The organism is Acinetobacter sp. DMC2, from assembly GCF_056314305.1.
Genome location: NZ_JBQUYP010000003.1, coordinates 395720 through 416639, shown reverse-complemented (window position 1 = coordinate 416639; position 20920 = coordinate 395720). Strand labels below are relative to the sequence as shown.

17 protein-coding genes are annotated in these 20920 nt (G+C 39.1%); 10 read left to right on the top strand and 7 right to left on the bottom strand.

Annotation, left to right across the window (positions count from 1 at the left end):
- Window positions 1–4: 4 nt before the first annotated feature.
- Window positions 5–1792 carry an IlvD/Edd family dehydratase gene (locus ACT53H_RS08735; protein WP_353153990.1) on the bottom strand — a complete coding sequence of 596 codons (1788 nt, stop codon included), beginning with the start codon at window positions 1790–1792 and terminating at the stop codon, window positions 5–7.
- A gap of 88 nt (window positions 1793–1880) precedes the next feature.
- Window positions 1881–3056 carry a fumarylacetoacetate hydrolase family protein gene (locus ACT53H_RS08730; RefSeq protein ID WP_174759561.1) on the bottom strand — a complete coding sequence of 392 codons (1176 nt, stop codon included), beginning with the start codon at window positions 3054–3056 and terminating at the stop codon, window positions 1881–1883.
- Between the two features lie 111 nt (window positions 3057–3167).
- Between ACT53H_RS08730 and ACT53H_RS08725 the strand changes: the two genes are divergently transcribed.
- The 4 genes from ACT53H_RS08725 to ACT53H_RS08710 all read left to right on the top strand — a co-directional run bounded on the left by ACT53H_RS08725 (window position 3168) and on the right by ACT53H_RS08710 (window position 7571).
- The gene (locus tag ACT53H_RS08725) at window positions 3168–4103 is read left to right on the top strand and encodes a LysR family transcriptional regulator (RefSeq protein WP_238611407.1); all 936 of its coding nucleotides are present in this window, start codon (window positions 3168–3170) and stop codon (window positions 4101–4103) included.
- 214 nt (window positions 4104–4317) lie between these two features.
- Entirely contained in the window at window positions 4318–5289 is a 972-nt protein-coding gene (gene denD, locus ACT53H_RS08720; protein ID WP_174759735.1) for a D-erythronate dehydrogenase, read from the top strand.
- Window positions 5290–5322: 33 nt separating this feature from the next.
- Window positions 5323–6699, top strand: coding sequence for an MFS transporter (locus ACT53H_RS08715; RefSeq protein WP_174759734.1), 1377 nt, complete (start codon window positions 5323–5325; stop codon window positions 6697–6699).
- Window positions 6699–7571, top strand: coding sequence for an NAD(P)-dependent oxidoreductase (locus ACT53H_RS08710; RefSeq protein WP_238611406.1), 873 nt, complete (start codon window positions 6699–6701; stop codon window positions 7569–7571). The genes ACT53H_RS08715 and ACT53H_RS08710 overlap by 1 nt, the downstream gene beginning before the upstream one ends.
- Window positions 7572–7708: 137 nt before the next feature.
- Here the strand turns inward: ACT53H_RS08710 and ACT53H_RS08705 are convergent, their stop codons facing one another.
- Window positions 7709–8596, bottom strand: coding sequence for an AraC family transcriptional regulator (locus tag ACT53H_RS08705; protein ID WP_476009070.1), 888 nt, complete (start codon window positions 8594–8596; stop codon window positions 7709–7711).
- A gap of 288 nt (window positions 8597–8884) precedes the next feature.
- Here ACT53H_RS08705 and ACT53H_RS08700 point away from each other — a divergent pair, with 288 nt between their 5' ends.
- Window positions 8885–9937: an NAD(P)-dependent alcohol dehydrogenase gene (locus ACT53H_RS08700; RefSeq protein WP_004792216.1), complete on the top strand. Its 1053-nt coding sequence runs from the start codon at window positions 8885–8887 to the stop codon at window positions 9935–9937.
- A 72-nt stretch (window positions 9938–10009) separates the two neighbouring features.
- Here the strand turns inward: ACT53H_RS08700 and ACT53H_RS08695 are convergent, their stop codons facing one another.
- From ACT53H_RS08695 to ACT53H_RS08685, 3 genes are all read right to left on the bottom strand, one after another.
- A complete protein-coding gene (locus ACT53H_RS08695) occupies window positions 10010–11353 on the bottom strand; it encodes a PepSY-associated TM helix domain-containing protein (RefSeq protein ID WP_476009069.1) in 1344 nt (447 codons plus the stop codon).
- A gap of 355 nt (window positions 11354–11708) precedes the next feature.
- A complete protein-coding gene (locus ACT53H_RS08690; protein ID WP_476009068.1) occupies window positions 11709–13673 on the bottom strand; it encodes a multicopper oxidase family protein in 1965 nt (654 codons plus the stop codon).
- Window positions 13674–13715: 42 nt separating this feature from the next.
- Window positions 13716–15263 (bottom strand): tyrosinase family protein, encoded by a 1548-nt coding sequence (locus ACT53H_RS08685; protein WP_476009067.1) that lies wholly within the window; start codon window positions 15261–15263, stop codon window positions 13716–13718.
- 650 nt (window positions 15264–15913) lie between these two features.
- Here ACT53H_RS08685 and ACT53H_RS08680 point away from each other — a divergent pair.
- From ACT53H_RS08680 to ACT53H_RS08665, 4 genes are read left to right on the top strand one after another with little or no spacing between them, the layout of a single operon-like run.
- The gene (locus tag ACT53H_RS08680; RefSeq protein ID WP_476009066.1) at window positions 15914–16933 is read left to right on the top strand and encodes an ABC transporter substrate-binding protein; all 1020 of its coding nucleotides are present in this window, start codon (window positions 15914–15916) and stop codon (window positions 16931–16933) included.
- Window positions 16934–16935: 2 nt separating this feature from the next.
- Window positions 16936–17946 carry a FecCD family ABC transporter permease gene (locus ACT53H_RS08675; protein ID WP_476009065.1) on the top strand — a complete coding sequence of 337 codons (1011 nt, stop codon included), beginning with the start codon at window positions 16936–16938 and terminating at the stop codon, window positions 17944–17946.
- The gene (locus tag ACT53H_RS08670) at window positions 17943–18707 is read left to right on the top strand and encodes an ABC transporter ATP-binding protein (protein ID WP_000614440.1); all 765 of its coding nucleotides are present in this window, start codon (window positions 17943–17945) and stop codon (window positions 18705–18707) included. Before ACT53H_RS08675 ends, ACT53H_RS08670 begins: the two co-directional genes overlap by 4 nt.
- 2 nt (window positions 18708–18709) lie before the next feature.
- The gene (locus tag ACT53H_RS08665; RefSeq protein WP_049836720.1) at window positions 18710–19198 is read left to right on the top strand and encodes a GNAT family N-acetyltransferase; all 489 of its coding nucleotides are present in this window, start codon (window positions 18710–18712) and stop codon (window positions 19196–19198) included.
- Here ACT53H_RS08665 and ACT53H_RS08660 read toward each other — a convergent pair.
- Window positions 19193–19981 (bottom strand): AraC family transcriptional regulator, encoded by a 789-nt coding sequence (locus tag ACT53H_RS08660; protein ID WP_476009064.1) that lies wholly within the window; start codon window positions 19979–19981, stop codon window positions 19193–19195. The two genes, ACT53H_RS08665 and ACT53H_RS08660, sit on opposite strands and share 6 nt — an antisense overlap.
- 98 nt (window positions 19982–20079) lie before the next feature.
- Between ACT53H_RS08660 and ACT53H_RS08655 the strand changes: the two genes are divergently transcribed.
- On the top strand, window positions 20080–20889 hold the full coding sequence (locus ACT53H_RS08655) for a sulfite exporter TauE/SafE family protein (RefSeq protein WP_476009063.1): 810 nt from the start codon (window positions 20080–20082) through the stop codon (window positions 20887–20889).
- Window positions 20890–20920 lie beyond the last annotated feature (31 nt).

The following is a 20920-nucleotide window of genomic DNA, read 5'->3' as shown; positions in this document are numbered from 1 at the left end:
GAAATTAATGAGAGTGTCTTGGGAGGTTGTCTTGATTTATGACTCGCATATATAAAGTTGCAGGTTCCAAACAACCACCAGTAGATAATTGCCCCACCATGTTGCGATACATTTCTTGCCAAGGCGTTTGAGATGTAGAGACAGTTGGTTTCCATTCCTCGCGGCGTTTGTCTAACTCTTCGTCTGAAATGAGGACATTTACGGAGCGTTTATTGAGATCAATACGCAAACGATCATTGGTTTTTAATAAAGCAATGCCACCGCCTACCGCGGCTTCAGGTGACATATTTAAAATAGAAGGGCTAGCAGATGTTCCGCTTTGACGGCCATCACCTAAACAAGGCAAGGAGTCAATTCCTTTTTTAATTAACTCTGCGGGGGGAGCCATATTTACAACTTCCGCACTGCCAGGATAGCCTACTGTGCCCGCACCTCGAATGACCAAAATACAATGTTCATCAATGTCTAAGGCTGGATCATTAATTCGTGCGTGGTAGTCCTCTGGCCCTTCAAAAACGATTGCCCGTGCTTCAAAGCTATTTTCCCCATTTGGGTCAGATAAATAGGTTTTCTTAAATGCTTCACCCACAACAGACATTTTCATAATGGCGCTGTCGAAGAAATTGCCACTAAGCACAATAAAACCTGCACCATGTTTTAATGGTTGTTCATATGGAAAAATAACATCTGCATTGGAGGTTTTTGCATTTTTAGCAATTTCTCCCATCGTTTTACCGCTGACTGATGCACAGCCTTCATGTAAAACACCTGCTTTTTGTAATTCATGTAAAACAGCTGGAACACCGCCAGCACGGTGAAAACCTTCACCCAAATATTTACCCGCAGGCATGCAGTTCACAATGAGAGGAATGTTCTCCCCAACGCGTTGCCAGTCTTCTAAACTCAGCTCAATACCCATATGACGGGCAATTGCAATTAAATGAGGAGGGCAGTTACTTGATGCACCTAATGCTGAGGCTACTGCAATGGCATTTTCAAATGATTGTTTGTTCATGATTTTAGATGGACGTAAATCTTCTAAAACCATTTCACATATTCTCTTACCTGTCATATAGGCCATTTGCCCGCGTTCGCGATACGGCGCTGGAATGCTTGCACATGAAGGTAAAGACATGCCCAGAGCTTCTGCCAAGGCATTCATAGAAAGTGCAGTGCCCATGGTGTTGCAATGCCCAACTGAAGGTGAGGCGGAAGTCGTCATTTCCATGAATCCTTCATAGTCAATTTCACCTGTGGCAAGTAAATTTCTTGCATGCCAAAGCACAGTCCCAGAACCAATTAACTCACCTTTAAAATGGCCATCTAGCATTGGTCCACCAGACAACACAATGGCTGGTATATCTGTCGTTGCGGCAGCCATTAAACAAGCAGGTGTAGTTTTGTCACAACCTGTAGTTAGCACCACACCATCAAGCGGATAACCATGTAATATTTCAACTAAGCCTAAGTAAGCTAAATTTCTATCAAGTGCGGCAGTAGGGCGACGGGTTTGTTCTGCAATCGGGTGAACGGGGAATTCCATGGGAATACCACCCGCATCTCGAATACCTGCTTTAACCCGTTCAGCAAGTTCTTTGTGGTGACGGTTACATGGAGTTAAATCACTACCAGTTTGTGCAATACCAATAATCGGGCGACCTGATTGTAGTTCGGCACGGGTCAGGCCATAATTCATATAACGCTCAACATAGAGTGCTGTCATGTCAGCATGTTCAGGATCATCAAACCATTCTTGGCTACGTAAAAAAATCCGTTTATTTTGATCATTCATTTTTTTGATCCTTTCACTCATACTTTTTGAAATTTAGTTTATTCACGAGATGAATCTTACAATTCAGCCGATCGATAATACGTGAAAATTACAGTAATTCACGTTGCTTTAAATTACGCATCAAAGCATTTATTCCAAAATTCCACGGCGTTGCTTTGTCGCTGGTCATAACCGTGTTGTATAAAGTACCAAGTTTAGGTGAATGAATACGGACGACATCCCCGACTTTATGGGTAAAGCCAGCCCCAGCTTGTTCACGATCTTGAGTAGGCGCAAATAAAGTTCCCAAAAATAGAACAAAACCATCTGGATATTGGTGATTTTCATTCAGGGTTTGTTGAATTAAATCTTCCGGATCACGGCTAATTTGAGACATAGAACTCACACCATTGAGCACAAAGTTATCTGTACCTTCAATTTTCAGTTCAACATCACAAGCACGAATGTCATTTAAAGTAAAAGTATGATCAAAAAGGCGAATAAACGGTCCAATTGCACACGATGCGTTGTTATCTTTTGCTTTACTTAATAACAAAGCACTACGACCTTCAAAGTCCCGTAAATTCACATCATTACCTAAAGTCGCACCTAAAATTTTACCGTGGCTATTTGCAACCAATACAACTTCTGGTTCCGGATTATTCCATTCAGATTTCGGGTGAATACCAATATTTTGACCAGTTCCCACAGCCGCTAAAACGGGTGCTTTAGTAAAAATTTCAGCGTCAGTACCAATGCCCACTTCAAGGTATTGAGACCACATTTTTTGTTCAATTAAATATTCTTTGAGTTGAAGTGCCTTTTCAGAACCGGGTTCAATTGTTTTTAAATTATCACCAATTACCCCTTGCACAACTGCACGGATCGATTGAGCTTTTTGTGCATCGCCGCCTGCTTGTTCTTCAATTACGCGCTCTAACATGCTTGCTGCAAAGGTCACACCAGCTGCTTTAATCACTTGCAAATCAATAGGGGCTAAAAAATATGCCTTGTTTGTATCTGGTTCAGCGACTGTGTTGGCAAATAGCGCATCAATTGATCCCACTAATTTTCCTTCAATTTCAGATAAAGCTCTTAAAGGATCTGAACTTTCTAGTAACTGGGAAATCGTGTGGAACTTTTCAGAAATATCAAAAACCTGATCGCCTTTTAAAAGAATCGGAGATGGACCAGAAATTTGATTTGGAATCCACGCACGACCAATTAAACATCCTTGAGTAGCATCGTCTGGTAATGAGTTCTGGGAATTTAACGTAAAGTTCATTTAAAGCATCCTTCTTTTATTTGAAATCATGATATGTTTCTTATTTAATAAACACCAATCGTAATAATTTAATTATTAATAACGAAAAGTTATCGGAAAGGATTTTTGAAAATGGCGGATTTAACTTACGCAAGCCTGAATAATTGGTTGAAATTCAAACATCTGGTGTTGTTAGAAACTTTGGCGAGGACCAATAACATGCATTTGGCAGCCGAGCAGATGAACCTAAGTCAGCCCGCGGTGAGTAAAATGCTAAAGGAAATAGAAGGTTTATTGGGCTTTCCTGTTTTTGAGCGACTGCCTCGAAATATGCCAGTAACAGCTTTAGGCGAACATGTAATTCGATATGCGCAGCGAGTTTTAAATGATGCAAAGCATTTTGTCGAAGACATAGAAATTTTACGGTTAGGCGGTCACGGATTTTTAAAAGTAGGCGGTATCTTTGCAGCAACAGCGGTGGTGATTCCAAACTCCATTATTGAGATTAAGAAACAATGGCCGTTACTTTCTATTGATGTTGTTGAACAAACCAGCGACCATTTAATGGAAATGCTAAGTGAACACACTTTAGATTTAGCCATAGGCCGCTTTACCGATGTGACACAAAGTCAGTTTTTTGATTTCCAACCGTTAGGCCCCGAGCCGTTTTGTATTGTTGTTAATAATGCCCATCCATGTGCCAAGAAAAAGTTTTGTACATTAGAAGAATTACTAAATTGGCCATGGGTACTTTATCCTAAAGGCACGCCAATTCGACAGCGTATGGAAGGTGCATTTGCCCGAGCAAAAGTCAAAATTCCTTTAAATACAGTCAATACCATGTCGATGCAGACATTTTTGCAGATCTTAAAAGGGGCGCCCATGGTGGGGATGTTGCCCGAAGCCATGGTGATTGATCAGGTAAAAGAAGGGCAATTACAGATTTTAGAAACAGATCTAATTTTAGATGCGCAGGATTATGGAATTTTAACGCGCAAAGGTGAGCCAGTTTCTGATATTGCAGCAGCATTTATTAATATTTTACTTAAAAATGCAAAACGTAAATAATCTATTCAGCCTCAAGCCATAGTTAGGTTTGAGGCTTTAAAATTAAAAAGAGAACCTGCTCTGTTTAGTAAATTTATAAACATAAAACTGATATTAAAAAGTTATCAATATTTAGAAATTATTCATTGGAAATTATTGCAAGGACTCCTTATCGTTTAATTCACGACAATTACAAAAGTTTTTAAGTGAATAAAAACTAGGAAAGGACCTCTGTATGAATGTGCTAATCACTGGTGGAACAGGTTTTATTGGAAAGCAAATTGCCAAAGAGATATTAAAAGCTGGCAGCTTGACTTTAGATGACAATAAACCTCAGTCCATCGATAAAATTATTCTATTTGATGCATTTGCTGGCGATGATTTGCCACAAGATCCAAGAATTGAAGTGGTGGTAGGCGATATTACCGATAAAACCACTGTGGCAAATATTACAGAAAATATTGATGTTGTTTGGCATCTGGCTGCTGTGGTGAGCTCAGCAGCAGAGGCCGATTTTGATTTAGGTATGGACGTTAACCTCTACGGACTCTTAAATTTATTAGAAGAATTAAGAAAGAAACAAACCACGCCTCGGGTTATTTTTGCCAGTGGCTGTGCTGTATTTGGTGGCCAATTACCAGAAGTTGTGACAGATGAGACAGTAGTTACACCAAAGTCTTCTTACGGCATGCAAAAAGCAGTAGGAGAATTACTGGTTTCAGATTATTCACGTAAAGGCTTTATTGATGGCCGTGTTTTAAGATTACCGACGATTGTGGTTCGTCCAGGCAAACCAAATAAAGCTGCATCAACATTTTTTAGTTCAATCATCCGTGAACCATTAAAAGGCGAAACGACTGTTTGCCCAGTCCAGTCAGATACTCCAGTTTTTGTTACTTCACCACGACGTTGTGTTGAATCAATGATTAAAGCTGCGTCAATTTCTTCAGATGTACTTCAAGATAACCGAATTATTCCTCTACCAGGATTAACAGTTACGGTTAAAGAAATGCTTGAGGCGCTTGAAAAAGTTGCAGGCAAACAAGCAACTGATTTAGTGCAATGGCAAGAAGACAAAACTATTCAACGTATTGTTCAAAGTTGGCCTGTTCAAGTGAAAGCTGAATATGCCGAATCTTTAGGTTTCCAAGCAGACGAAAATTTTGAAAGCGTGATTCAGGCACATATAGAAGATACCCAAAATTAATGGCAGTGATCGCCAATTGATGTGAGAGTTATTATGGAAGATATCAAAAATGTAACTGCTCTCGAAGAGCAGACAATCAAACGTATTTCGAATCGAATTATCCCGTTTCTTATTATTTTATTCATTATGGCATTTCTAGACAGGACCAATATTGGTTTTGCTGCGCTACACATGAATGATGCACTTGGAATTACTCAAACGATTTTTGGTCTAGGTGCGGGTGTTTTTTTTCTAGGTTATTTTATTGCCGAAGTGCCAAGTAATATCTTGCTTCATCGTTTTGGAGCGCGAATCTGGATTGCCCGAATCATGATTACTTGGGGAATTATTGCCGGACTCATGGGTTTTATTCATAGCGGCACGCAGTTTATTGTTTTACGGTTTTTACTTGGTATTGCAGAAGCGGGTTTCTTTCCGGGCGTTATCTTTTATTTAACCTTGTGGTTTCCCGCAAAATATCGTGCTCGTGTTTTTGCCACGTTCTATCTTGGATTACCAATTGCTCAAATTATTGGGGCGCCAATTTCAGTTGGTCTCATGCAATGGGGCAATACCATTGGTTATGAAGGTTGGCGTTTGATGTATATCCTAGAAGGTATTCCATCCATTATTTTGGGATTAATCTGTCTAAAATATTTAACCAATAATCCAAAAGAAGCACAGTGGTTAACGGCTGATCAGCGCCAATGGTTAATGTCTACACTAGAACGTGAAGAAAGAGAAAAAGAGCAATCTGCCGATGCTGCTTTAACTAAAGGTGAACTCATTAAACAAGTGTTTAAAAATCCTTTAGTGTGGATTATGGCAATTGTGTACTTTGGAATTACTTCTGGTTCAAATGCAATGTTCTTCTTCTTACCAAGTGTTTTAGAGTCATTCCGTAATACGTTTGGTATGCAAATCAGTCTTATTCAAAATGGTTTACTCACCGCAATTCCATATGCATTTGCAGCAGTCGGAATGGTTTTATGGAGCCGCCGTTCTGACCGTAAACAAGAGCGTTATAAACACGGCGCTTGTGCTGCACTTATGGCTGCATTAGCAATTGCGATTGCACTACTTGTAAATCAACCGTGGGCCATTATTGTGGGCTTTATCTTTCTTGCCATTGGGGTGTTTAGCGCAATTAACATTTTCTGGACCATTCCTGGGCAAACTCTCACGGGAGTAGGGGCCGCAGCCGGAATTGGATTAATTAACTCAGTGGGTAATTTAAGCGGTTTTACGGGTCCATATTTAACTGGATATTTATATACAACTACCGGCACCTATACAGTAGCTTTCCTGGCCATTGCAGGCTTTGTAGCGATGGGTGGCTTAGGACTGCTGCTATTAGCAAAGTTAAAATCGAATAGCTTAAAAGTAGAAAAACAGCAACTTAAAGTTCGAGCAGCTGCGGAGATAAAATAATGGCGACCATCGGGTTTGTGGGTACAGGCATTATGGGAATGCCAATGGCTATGAATTTACTTAAGGCAGGTCATCAGCTAAAAGTCTGGAATAGAACCTCCTCTAAAGCAGATAGCTTAAAAGAGGCGGGTGCTCATGTTTGCTCTGAACTTGAACAAGTAGGGAAAGATGTAGAGTTTCTGATTTGTATGCTCAGCGATGGAAAAACTTGTGATGAGATTCTGTTTAAACAGCATGGTGCCATCTCTCAGCTAAAACCTGAAAGCACGGTTATCGTCATGAGTTCGATAGCGGTTGAGGTTGCAAAAGCACAAAGTGAAAAGTGTAAAGAAAGAGGATTTCAATATTTAGATGCTCCTGTTTCTGGTGGTGAAAAAGGTGCTCAAAATGCAAGTCTTGCCATTATGGTGGGCGGTGACGCTAAAACATTTTCACAGGCTGAAACTATTTTAAGTGCAATGGGGCGCCCAATTTTAGTTGGTGGTGCTGGCTGTGGAATGCTCGCAAAACTTGTGAATCAAATGATTGTAGCAACGACCATTGCAACTGTAAGCGAGGGCTTATTATTGGCTAGTAAAGCAGGCGCTGATCCTATTAAACTAAAACAGGCACTCACAGGAGGTTTTGCCGATTCTCCAATTTTACAGCAGCATGGTGAACGTATGCTAAATCGAGATTTTAAACCGGGTGGCACTGCTCGAAACCAGCATAAAGATATTCATACAGCCGTTAGGTATGCCAAATCACTAGAGTTAAATTTGCCAATTGCTCAACAAGTCAGCCAATTATTTGAAAATATGCTTGCTGCTGGAGACGGTGAGTTAGATCATTCTGGTTTAATTCGTGAGCTTGAGCGAATGAATCAGGAGTAATTGCTTTGCTCAATGTTGATAGAGTATTTTTTATATTTCTATTTAAATGATTAAATTTAGCGGTATTTGATGAATGGACATAATCAAATACCGCTTTTTTCTGGTATTAATTTTTTAATGGTCCACGGTTATTACTTTTATATATTCTTAATATCTACTGACGGAGAAACCCCAAAAAAGCGTTTATATTCTCGGGAAAATTGCGACAAACTTTCATATCCGACTTGAATACTGGTCGTTGAAATATCATATTCTTCGGTCATTAATAAACGTCGTGCTTCGGTTAACTTCATTCTCTTTTGATACTGTAAGGGACTCATTGAAGTGATATCCCTAAAATGTTGATGAAAACTAGAAGCACTCATACCCATTTTACTTGCCAGTTCTTCAACGCTAAAAGATTTTGCAAAATTTGTTTTCAGCCATTCAATCGCTTTCACAATTCGATGGCCAGTAGTTCCGGCCGCCACAATGCGTTTAAGTCGATCGCCTTGTGGGCTCATCAATAAACGATAAAAAATTTCTTTAATAATAAGGGGAGACAAGATGGGAATGTCTTGTGGTGTATCTAATAGTTTTATTAACCGTATAAAAGCATCATTCAGCTCTGAATTCACTACTCCAACAGCCATTCCTTTTTTCTCAGTATTTACGTCTTTAAAAGGAATGTGGGCTTCAAGCATGATTTGAGCGAGTATATACGGGTCTAGCCGTAGCACTATCGAAAGATAGGGTCGTTCAATTGAAGCTTCAAGAACTTGAGCAATTACAGGTAGGTCAATTGCCGTAAAAAGGAAATGGTTAGAGTCGTACGTATAGGTTTCTTCGCTAAGAGTTACCTGTTTCTTCCCTTGAGCAATCATACATAGACTCGCATCCATCATACTGCTACTTGGTTGGGTCATTTTTTCTGCACGAAATAAAGTCAGTCCCATAATAGGTGTTTCGAATGTACCTTTTTCTCGGGTCCATTGATCGACAAGTTGAGCTAATTCTTGATTATGGTTTAGAGACCTATTCGCCATTCAGATTCCACCGATTACTCTCTGTGTTTTTATTGTAGGCATTTCAAATAAGAAAAATAGTGAGAAGTGCAACAATTCGGAGGATTAGGCAAATCTGTGAGAGGAATAGAACAACAGCTTACGATTTTCATTTTTATACTGATCAACATGGCACAAAGTCGATGAGTTGGAACTTAGTGAACCAAAACGTTCTAAAACCTATTTATGGATTTTCAAAATCTATAGCCATCAATGAATTTCCAGCGAAGAAATCGTCTTTATTTAAACATTAAACATGAGAGAAAAAATATGACAATTGAAGTTTTAGGTTATGCTGCGCTGTCATCAGAAACTCCTTTAGTTCCGTTTAAGTTTGAACGTAGAACCCCACGTGAAGATGATGTTGTTATTCAAATTGAATATTGTGGTGTTTGCCATTCCGATCTTCATCAAGCTAAAAACGATTGGGGATTTAGTACTTATCCAATTGTTCCGGGCCATGAAATTGTAGGTCGTGTCACTTCAATTGGTCCTAAAGTTACAAAATATAAGGTTGGTGATTTAGTGGGAATTGGCTGTATGGTCGATTCATGCCGTACTTGTTCGGCTTGTCATTCAGGGCTAGAGCAATATTGTGAAGAAGGTAACATCCAGACTTATGGCGGCGTAGATCGCCACGACCAACGCCCAACTTATGGTGGATATTCACAAAGTATTACGTGTAGCCAAGATTTTGTATTAAAAGTACCTGAAAATCTGGATGCTCAAGCTGTACCACCTCTACTATGTGCTGGTATTACGACTTGGTCGCCGCTGCGTCACTGGAATGTTGGAAAGGGTAGTAAAGTCGCTGTAGTCGGTTTAGGTGGTTTAGGACACATGGCGATTAAACTTGCCAATGCTCTAGGTGCAGAAGTGACATTATTCACTCGTTCAGCAAACAAAGAACAGGATGCAAAACAACTCGGAGCGCATCATGTTGTGTTATCAACAGATGAAGCTCAAATGAAATCAGTGTTAAATCAATTTGATTTGATTATTGATACGGTGCCTTATAACCATGACTTGAAGCCTTATATTCCAACACTAGCTTTAAATGGAACAATTGTGCTGGTCGGATATTTAGGTGAAATTAGCGCAAATTCAGTACCTATGATTTTAGGAAGAAAATCAATTGCAGGGTCGGTGATTGGCGGAATTAAGGAAACACAAGAGCTACTCGATTTTTGTGGTGAGCATAATATTGTTTCTGAAGTAGAAATGATTGACATGCAAAACATTAATGAAGCTTTTGAGCGCATGTTAAAGAGCGACGTGAAATATCGTTTTGTGATTGATATGAAAACACTGTCTGAAGATTAATTTAGTCGTCATTTTGGCTGTGCATACGATGAGGAGTGTGCACAGCTCAAAGATTTAATACCAATGTGAGTGTTATGATTTAGATGGAATGTATTTACGCATAGCAAAGATAAATAGCGTAAATAAAATACTGAAACCAAAAACAGGTAAGCTTAGCCCTAACACGAGACCCACCAATATTAATCCTATTTTTTGTGAGCCAGTTGCACGGTTCCAAATCAATAAGCTTTGACCAACAAAGTGACTCGTCATGAGTTTAAAATTCGAGTTTTTAAACGCAGCCCTATATGTATAAACAATCATAATGCACAGTATGAAAGCATAAAGCGCCAGTACCAATTGATTTATCCAACCAAATAAAACACCAATATGCGCATCAACTCCCCAACGAGTGAGCTTTGCCACCAGTGAATAATCTTTAAAAGCAAGTTGATCGATGACTTTATGTTGTTCCATATCGATTGCGATACTGTCTGCTTGAGTTGGCCATTTACGTTGAATCTCGGCTATCGTCCAAGCTTGATTTCCACTGGTTGGTGGCTTGATTTGTATTTGTGCCGCATCAATGCCATGTGCTCTGGCTATTGAAAGAGCGCTATCGTATTCACTTGAAATAATATTTAAGTTAACGTTTTCACTGTGCGGCATTTCGTGATGTTCATGGTGCATCACTGTAGGTAAATTATCTTCTTGAAGAGAAGTTGCCAATGTCGGGGTTTGCCAATTAAGCCATTGACGAGCAACCCGAATATTATCTCCAGCCCACTCGGACCATGTAAGACCCGTAATGGCGATTATTAATAAGAGAGGGAATAACGCTAAACCCAACGTGCTATGCCATTTCAGTAATTTATTTTTTTGTGTTTGCCTAATTTTAAGATTTTTACGACGTTTCCACCAATTATATAGTCCAGTTAAAGTCAAAATGGCTAACCAGCTTGCTGCCAGTTCACTATAAAAGCGACCCCATTTTCCTAGTAATAAATTGCTATGTAGCTGGTCGAGTGTAGTTCGAAACGGCAGAACCCCACTGGTACCATAAACCGCTAGATGGCCTTTGGCTTGAAGCGTAAAAGGATCAATAAAAACGGCTTCACTCGTAAAATCATGTAGAGGATCAGAGAAAATTACACGAGTTGTTTGGTCAGCACTTGGGGCTGGTCTAACTTCAATCACCTGTGCAGACTTAGGCATTACTTGCTTTGCGGCTTCAATTTGCTGGCTCAGCTTATGTGGCGGTTGCTTCAGTGGCTCAACAAATAGAACATCTTTATAAATCGCTTGCTCTATTTTAGGCGTAATTGCATAGAGTAAACCAGTGATTGCTGCGAACAAGATAAATGGCGCAATAAAAATACCAGCATAAATATGAATTAAACGGTAAAGACTACGCCAGAAGGATGATTGGATCTGCATCAGAAGAGAATGTTTGTCAGGTGTTGGGCGGATTATAACGACTTATTTATCTTGATGCTGATTGAGCTGTAACCAGTATTAAATTATTTGAGTAGCGCTTAGGCATATTGTTTGGTTTGATAATTAAATGGTTTTTATTACTTGGTAAACTATATATTTTTTAATTACGCTTTAAGATCTTATTTACATGACATATTTAATAATTACATAACTTATTATTTAAAATAATCTTGATATATATAGTGTGTCTCTCTACAAGAACGGATGATATGCAAATATCAGAATTAATATTTTAAAAACCGCTTATTTTAGGATAAGCGGTTTTATTAGAATAAAATTGTATTACAGTCCCAAATTAATGATGGCCTTGAGAAACGCCACCATTTCCATCAGGAAGACTAATTCTAATATTTTGCATCATGCCTTGATCTTCATGATCTAAAATATGGCAGTGCAATACAAAGTCACCGATGTAGCGTTCGTACTTGGTTCTAACAATGACTTTATAACTGGCTCCTTGTACGTTTTTAACCCAGATAGTATCTTTCCATGTCCCTTTTAGGCCGCGATATTGTGGGTCAGGGGCAGCTGTTTTGTCATAGTCATCCATGGCGTTTATATCACTGACATCTTTACCGTTAGGGTCATACACTGCCACGACTTGAAATGGGTTTACATGAATATGAAAAGGGTGGCTGGCTAATTTAGAGGTGAGTATCCATTCATCGGTTTTGCCTAACTCGAGCGTACGGTCAATTCGATCGGGTTGATAAGGTTTTCCATTTACCTGAAACTGAACTGGATCAGCATTTGTATCAATATTAAATTCTAAAAATTGTTTATACGGTGTAGCTGGTAAGTCCTGATGAGGAATAAAGTAGCTGAATTTCAAATTTTGTTGTAAATCTTGAAGCACAGCAGGACGCATATCTGGGGCAATATTGCGTGCTGCATTATTGCTTAACGCCGTTGTTAATGACTGAGGTGCTGAAGTGGCTTTATTGACTTGAATGATGCCCAATAAGCGTCTTTGCGAAAACGTACGGTCCACGTTAGCCGAAGCTGACGCCGCTTCATCAATTAAACAATAATGGCCTTCTTGTGGGAATTGCATTAATGCATCATAACGGTAACCCGGTTGAAAAACGGTAACTGTTTTATCCATAACCTGTTTAAAGGTTAGACCATCGGCTGCAATCAGGTGTTGGTTCACAATAGGCCCTGTACAGCTCTCACTTAATAATTTCTTTTCACCCATTGGGGTCAAATCGAGTTTGGAAGGAACATTCTGCATTTGACGAACGCTTAAGTTGATACTGTCGCGGACACCTGCATGTACCATTCGCCAACGCTCAACTTGTCCTGCAACCGTTTGAGTAATAAAAGGTTGTACTTCACCATTAATGCTTGTATATCGTCCTGATTTCCCCCAATCGCCCGGACCAAAACCCTGATAATCCCTAATTTCACCCATTTGATTGTTTTGGCAAATATAGTTGCCATTTTTATCGGTTTCGATTTTTCCGTTAGCATCATAGCAAGCATATTGGATTTGCTGAAAAACTAGCGTTCTTTCTTTAAAACCATAAGTAAGTAAATCTAAATCACCTGTCTTGTTTGGGGTAGGCTGACGATATCCACGAATGATTAAAGCACCTGCCATACCACTTGCAACTTGAATTGCGGTTGAACCATGTCGATGTGGATGATACCAAAACGTTCCAGCTGGATGATCGGGCGGGATGTTGTATTCATATTGGAAATTAACACCCGGATTAATTGAAACTAAAACGTTATCACTATTTCCTGCTGGATTAATCCATAAACCGTGAGTGTGCATGTTGGTGCCATCAAAACAATGAGGTTTATTCACCTCAAAATGATCGCTAGTACAACTTGGGTCTTTAGGAAGTTTTTTGTGAGTAATCGGGTCTATATCAAGTTGATTATCTAAGTTTGCTCGTACGGTTTCTCCGGGAAATACTTCAATCGTCGGAGCAATATAAGGCGTATTGGGCTGAGTATTTGTACCTTGATAACTACGTAACACAACTTCGTCATAACGATTTGTTGCTGGGTTCCATAGTCTGTTCCTCGTTTTTTTAACTTCCCATGTAAATAATGCTTCATTTGAGGATTGCATTTGCGGCGTATTTGTTGATGAAACTGTCGGATTTGGTGCAGCAAGTAATGCGACATGATTGCGAGCAACTGTCATATCGGGAGGGTCTTCTAATATACGTTCAGAAGAATCATTTGCTGATACACACCAACTTGCTAAAGTTAGAGGCGTGCATAATATTAAATGAGCTATTTTCATAATGAATATAGGCCTGAAAAAATCAGGCCTCTCCCTTAATTATTATTTTGACGTTTCTAAGCGAACCTGAGAAATACTCAAGCCTTGAGAGCTTACTTTTTCTTTCACTTGATCAAGTGTTAAATCAGTAGCAACAAACTGAACTTCTAAGTCTTCAGCAGCCATGCCTAATTGCTTAACTTGATCACTGACTTGATAGACCAATTGGCCAATATGACCTGGGTGTCCGCCGTGGTCATGATCTAACACACCGAAGTAGTTAATTGTGGCAACATAAATTTTTTGGTCAGATTTATTTTTTGGAGATAGATAAATCTTATAGGTTAGATTTGGATTACCAATCATTTGGACATTATCTAATATTAAATAGGTTTGTCCTGATGAGAGCTTTGTTTGAGTAAGTTGACTTGAGTTCTCTAGGAAACTTGCAGTTTGAGGGGCTAAAGCTACTTTTTGAGTTACACCCATAAGCTTAATGCTTTTATTACTGCTAACTGGTTTATGATTCATTTTAAATAGATTTGCTTTTTCAGCACCTTTACTGCTCATGACAGTAGCTTCAACTTTACAAGCATTTTCATTGGTATATCGCACTGGAATTTTACCGGGGGTGAATACATCAGCAATGGTCATGGTGACTTTGTTGCCGTTTTCATCTGCAAAAGTATATCGGGTGTCATACCAACTATCTGGCATACCTAAATTTTTCTTGGCCCATTCAAGCGTAATGGGTTGCCCATTTGCTTTTTTATTTAACCAACATTGCCACAAACGGTCGATATTTGCATGGTGCATATAAAATACGGGGTCTAAGCCTGCAATTGGTACAAATCCCATATCCGGTAGTACACAGTTTTTACCGACTGCACAGTGCATTACACCATGGGGTTGAGACTGTAATTGGTTAGAGAAGTCTGTGAAGTTATCCCATTTAAATGCTTGAGCAGCGCTGGCATTGTCTGGATCGATGGCGCTGATATTTGTATTTAAACCCGGTGTACGGTACTGATCATATAAAGTCCCAGCCTGTTTACCCCGGACCAATTGAGGGAGTGCTAAGCCTTTACCATTAGCAGATTTTTCTTGGTAATAATCCCAATAAGGAAGAGAGTAATCTTGCCCAACATATTTACGTACCGTTCGCTCATAAAAATAAAGCATCATACGGTGCCACGGTAAGAAATTTAGATTGCCATGTTGGCATGTACCCCAAACTTCATCGGTAAAGCCATCATTTGGGACTGGTGAATTTTGAATATGTTTATAGTAACTGTCACATACTGCTTTACTATATACCTGTAAACACTGGGGCATACGGTATTGATTAACATAATAATCTTTGTCTGTTGCATGTGTACCTGTGCCAAAATAGCCATGCGTATTGGCCCAGTAATTAAAGCTTGTACGAAACTCGGGTGATAAGGGGGGAGCATTATTATTTGCCCGCATTTTTTCCAAACCCTTTTGTAATGCGCTTACTTTGGCTGGATCTTTTGCGAACTCCGTAGCACTCATTCGTAGCGAGTCAGCATGAGTTGCTAAACTCATGCTAAACAAGAGAGTGCCTAAAATATAATAATTTCTCTTCATAATTTTAAATCCTTGTCATGTTTAATGTTTTTATATTTGATTATTTGTAATGTATGAATTTACCTTTGTTTGGGTAATTCTTAACCTAATCTAGCATATAAAATAGTTTTTATTAAAGGTTTATATTTAATATTAATAATGAAAAAATTAATTTTAAATCTTGTAATTTTTTAGAAAAACTTAATTATTTAGTGTCTTGTTTTTAATATAGTTATTATTAATAATTAAAAATATTTTAAAATAAATTTAATTATATTTTTGTGTAATATATTTTGTTTTTTAGAATTTTTATGTCTAAAGTCTCACTGTTGTCTAAAATATTAAATTTAAAAATTTATGATTAATTATAAATATTGAAAAGTGATTTTTTTATTTGGGTGGGTAATGTGTGAATTCTAAGATTTCGAAATAATGATCTATCTTCTGACTTTAAAATACAGATTACAATTGCATGATTATTAAGTTTATTTTGTAATTCTGGCATTTTTATTGCTTAATCGTTGTTATCTTCAGCCCAATACTTGATTTGATAGCTTCATTACTTATGATTCAAACACTTTTGAGCACTTATGGTGTGTTTTTCACATGAAAAATGCACCAAATAAGTACGTCTTTTTATTATGCACTGTATTTGTGCATTGGATGATGTAATGAAGTCATTGGTTTCAATACTGACTTTACTCATTCTATGTGGATGCTCTTCATCTGAACAAAGTAGAAAAACTAAAGAAAAGTTAACAGCCCATTCGATATGTGTTTTTGATAGTACAAATACAAAAGTCTGTGTAGCCAAACCTGCCCAAAGAATTGTTTCTTTGTTTGAGTCGGGTTTAGATGGTTTATATATGTTAGGGCAAGGCCATAAAGTGATTGGTATACCAGCTGAGGTCTACATTCAACCTTTATTATTCAATGCTTATTCAAAAATAGATCAACGTATTGCCAATAAACAGCTTGCGGCGCCTTCACAAGGGGCAAATGCAACCAATATTGAAAGTCTTGTGTTGTTAAAACCTGATCTGGTGATTTTGGGGAGCGGGCAAACCCAAACGATTGACCTGTTGCGGCAGTTTGGCATTGCTGTATATGTCATGGAGTCAGGTACTTACCAGCAAGTAAAAGAAGAGTTATCAGAAATTGCCGTTTTGAGCGGTGCCCAAAAGCGTGCTCAGGAAATTCTAAATTTCTCAGATGAAATTGTGGCAGAGGTCGCAGCCAAAACTGCACGTCAGCCAAATAAACAATCGATTTACTATGCGTGGTCAGGAGGGCGTATTTTTTCTACCTCGGGACGTCAGTCGATTACCAATGATTTTATTGAACTCGCTGGTGCTTACAACATTGTTCAGACCGATGCTAACCAGCCCAATGTAAACCCTGAGACCCTAATTGAATGGAACCCCGATAATATTGTGCTTTGGAATACAAACCCAAAACTGATTTATGAACGAAAAGAATTACAAGGCTTAAGTGCCGTACAAAACCGTAAGGTATTTAATTTGAGTCCTGCATTTATATATAACCCTCATACCATCAAAATCATTATTACGGCGATTTATTTGAATCATAGTATTTATCCTGAACAGTCTGATTTACCTGTAAGTGCTTTACAACAGCGTATTTTAACTAAGTTGTATGGTGAGCAGCTTGCCAAAGCGTTGGTGCAATGAATATGGAAAAGCTCAAATATTATTGGTTTTACCCATTACCGTTCATGATGATTTTTATCTCATTGCTCATAGGGCCAACGCAGACCTTGAGTGCATGGGACTATGTGCTGTGGGGGGTGCAAGCGGTGTTTGGTACGCCATATTTTGATGCTGAGCAATTTGGACTGATGCAAAACATTTTGGTCAATGTCAGATTACCTAGAATTTTACTGACTTTTATGGTGGGGGCTGCGTTAGCAACTGCGGGAAATGGTTTACAGGCATTGTTTCGTAATCCTTTAGTTGACTCGTATGTACTCGGTATTTCATCTGGTGCGGCGTTCGGTGCAGCTTTGGCACTTTCTTTAAGTTGGCTTTCACCAAATCTATCCGCCTTTATTTTTGGCGTTTGTGCTGTTGGCTTAACGTATTTATTTGCGCATCAAAAACACGAAAGCCAGACATCTTTAGTGATGGTAATTTTATCGGGCATGATTGTTTCGGGGCTATTTTTGGCGGGGCTTACAGTTATTCAGTACTTAAGTGATCCTTTTAAACTGCAAGCCATTGTGCAATGGACGATGGGCAACTTACATCAGGCGTCTTGGCAAAAAGTTCAATACGCCGTGCTACCGATTTGTATTGGCCTTGCCGGATTATTTGCGATGCGTTGGCGCTTAAACTTAATGGCACTTGGTGCTGAAGAAGCACAGGCGGTTGGTGTTAACCCACGCTGGGAACAGCTTCTTTTAATTGCGCTGGTGACTGTATGTACGTCAACTTCTGTGGCTGCTGCTGGCATTATTAGTCTATATGGGCTGTTTATGCCGCATATTGTGAGAATGTTGGTTGGGCCAGATCACCGTTACAGTATTCCTGCCAATATGATTTTGGGCGGCAGTTTTCTCCTGTTGATTGATAACTTTTCTCGGGTTTTACTGACGTTTGAAATACCGATTGGCATTTTTACCATGTTACTTGGTGCACCATTTTTCTTATTATTAATGAAAACACAGAGGACTCATTGGGCATGATTCAAATTGATCAGTTAAATTATGCCTATGGGCACAAACAGGTCCTTAAAAATATTCATCTGGAGTTTCCTGAAAATCAGTTTTCAGTGATTTTAGGGCGTAATGGTTGCGGAAAATCGACACTTTTTAAATTGATGGCGGGCCTAGAACCTGTAAAAGATGGCTTGATTCGTTACTCTGGAAAACCACTATCGGACTTTAAAGGCAAAGATCGGGCAGCCTTACTCGGCTTTTTACCGCAGTTTCATAAAACCGTATTTCCATTTTTGGTTAAAGATGTAGTGATTACGGGGCGTGCTGCTTTTAGCAGATACAGACCTTCAAAATCAGACTGGGAACGTGTAGACCAAGCTTTGCTTGATTTAGACATCGAGCATTTACGTGACCGTCCTTATACCGAATTATCGGGAGGTGAACGGCAATTGGTTATGATTGCCCGCATTTTAGTACAAGCACCGAAAGTCATTTTGCTTGATGAGCCAACCAACCATCTCGATGTTTATTACCAGTCTTATTTAATGAAAAAATTGCGTCAGTTGTCGCGGCAAAATTTTACGGTGATTGCGATTATGCATGATCCCAATTTGGCTTTTTTATTTGCCGATCATTTGTTTTTTATGCGCCAACATGAGGTGGTTAAGCCTGAGTCAAAAACACGAATAACCGATCCGAAGTTTTTAAAAAGTGTCTATGATGTTGAGTTCCATGAAGCCATGATTCAAGACAAAACCATTGTTATCCCTGATCATTCTTGGCTATAAATATGACTTTTCACTATCATCTAGCAGACAAATCAGACTATGCATCTGCGGTAGAGTTTGCACTTTATACAAGACATTTATTATTTCCAGAAATCTATCATGGGCAAGTCCCCAAAGATTTAAAAAATTTTGGGCAATATTATGTTAATGATCCACTAGGTTGCTTTATTACGGTAAAAGATAAAAACCGTATTATTGGCACTATTGCATATCGGGCGTATGACCATCGTTTTGATTTAAATTTGCCATCTAAGACAGTGGAAGTGGTTAAGTTGTTTGTATTGCCTGAATACCGCCGCAATGGCATCGCAACCATGCTATGTAAAATGTTGTTTAGCCATGCACAGAAGAATGAAATTACTACTTTGTATTTGCATACCCATCCATTTTTACCTGCGGCTGAAGAGTTTTGGCGGCTTCAAGGCTTTGACGTTATTAAACGAGAATGGATTGATACGTATGACACCATTCACATGAGTAAATCTTTATAGTGCTTTATCATGCGTATGAAATCTTTTTTGAAAATGGGTAGGTGGATAACCCATAATTTTACTGAACATTGCGGTAAAAGCTGCCGAGTGTTCATAGCCCAAACTAAAGGCAATTTGTGTAATTGAGATATTTTCTTTTAAGGCATTTAAAGCGTAGATGATGCAGACTCGATTACGCCAAGCTTGAAAGGACATACCCGTTTCTGACTTAAACCAACGATGAAAAGTCCGCTCGCTTTTATTGTGGTCATGTGCCCAATCTTTAGGGCTGCTATGAATATCAGGATGCTCCATAAACTCAGCACACTGTTTAGATAACAATGTGTTGTGAGGCAGAGGAATAAACAGAGGTAGGGCTGGTGCAGCTTCTAACTCATATAACAATAAATCGATAACAGCGCCGTCACGGCCTGCACGTTGGTAGTCAACAGGTAGCTGATTTGCCTGAATGAGCAGTTGATGTAGCAAAGGCGAGACTTTTATAACCTCGCAATATGTTGCCTGTCTTGGCGCATGGCTCGCTTCTATATACAAACTATAAGTACTGACTTTAGATAACCATACCCGATGTGGTTTACCTGCGGGTATCCATACACCGCTGTACGGCAACACGAGCCATTGTCCATCTTCAGTTTCAACTTTCATGAGACCTTCGGGTGCATATAAGAACTGAGCGCGGCGATGGCTATGTGTATCTAACAAGGTATCAGCAGGATAATCTGACCCTAACGCTAGAACCGCTTGCGGTAGATGGTCTACATCGTTAATTGGAATATTACGCATATATTTTTGGCTGAAAAAAATAAAAAGATGGCTTTTCTACGTTAGTTTGCCATAAGGCTATTTTATATCATGCCTCTATAAATATGAGGAAGATAACGATGCTATATGAGCTATTTTTATTTGGTCTACTTTCAGGCATAACCACTTTGTTATTTGGTTTTGGTGGCGGATTTGTTGCTGTGCCTTTGCTTTATACAGTCATTATTCAAAAGTGGGGCAATGAAAGCAGTGTCGGCATACATGCCATGCAAATTGCTGTAGCCACATCAGCCTTTGTCATGCTGTGCTCGGCAAGTTTTGTAACCTTTCGGCACTATCGGTCTGGACATATAGATTGGCAAAAGATCCGCTTTTTATGGGCTGGTATTGCACTTGGTGGAATTGTCGGTGCAGTAATGGCCTCATTGTTTAATGGCAGCTGGCTTCGCTGGATATTTATGGGCTATGTGTTCATAACGATTATTGATTGTTATCACCGACCAGGATTTATGGTGACATCAAGGCAAAAGCAACACTATGGGCAGAACAGCGAACTTATTAAAGGCGGAGTTATCGGCTGGGTTGCAGCATTTTTAGGTGTTGGAGGAAGCGTAATGACAGTTCCTTTATTACGGCGGCGGGGTAGTTCTATGGCAGAGGCTGCGGCTATTGCAAACATTCTCACGCTGCCTTTGTCTATAACTGCAACGCTAACCTATTGTGTGTTATCACTTTGGCAATCTACATGGGTACCTAGTGGATTTATCGGTCTAATCTGGTTTGAAGCTGCTTTATTCTTGGTTGCTGGAACATGGATCGGGCTATATTTTTCAGAAAAATTTATTTCAAAACTGCCGGATTTATGGCGGGCAAAGTTGTATCCGCTACTTTTAATAATAGTTTTACTAGTCATGCTTTTTGTAAATTAACTTTTTATTTCAATTAATTGAAGAATAATAT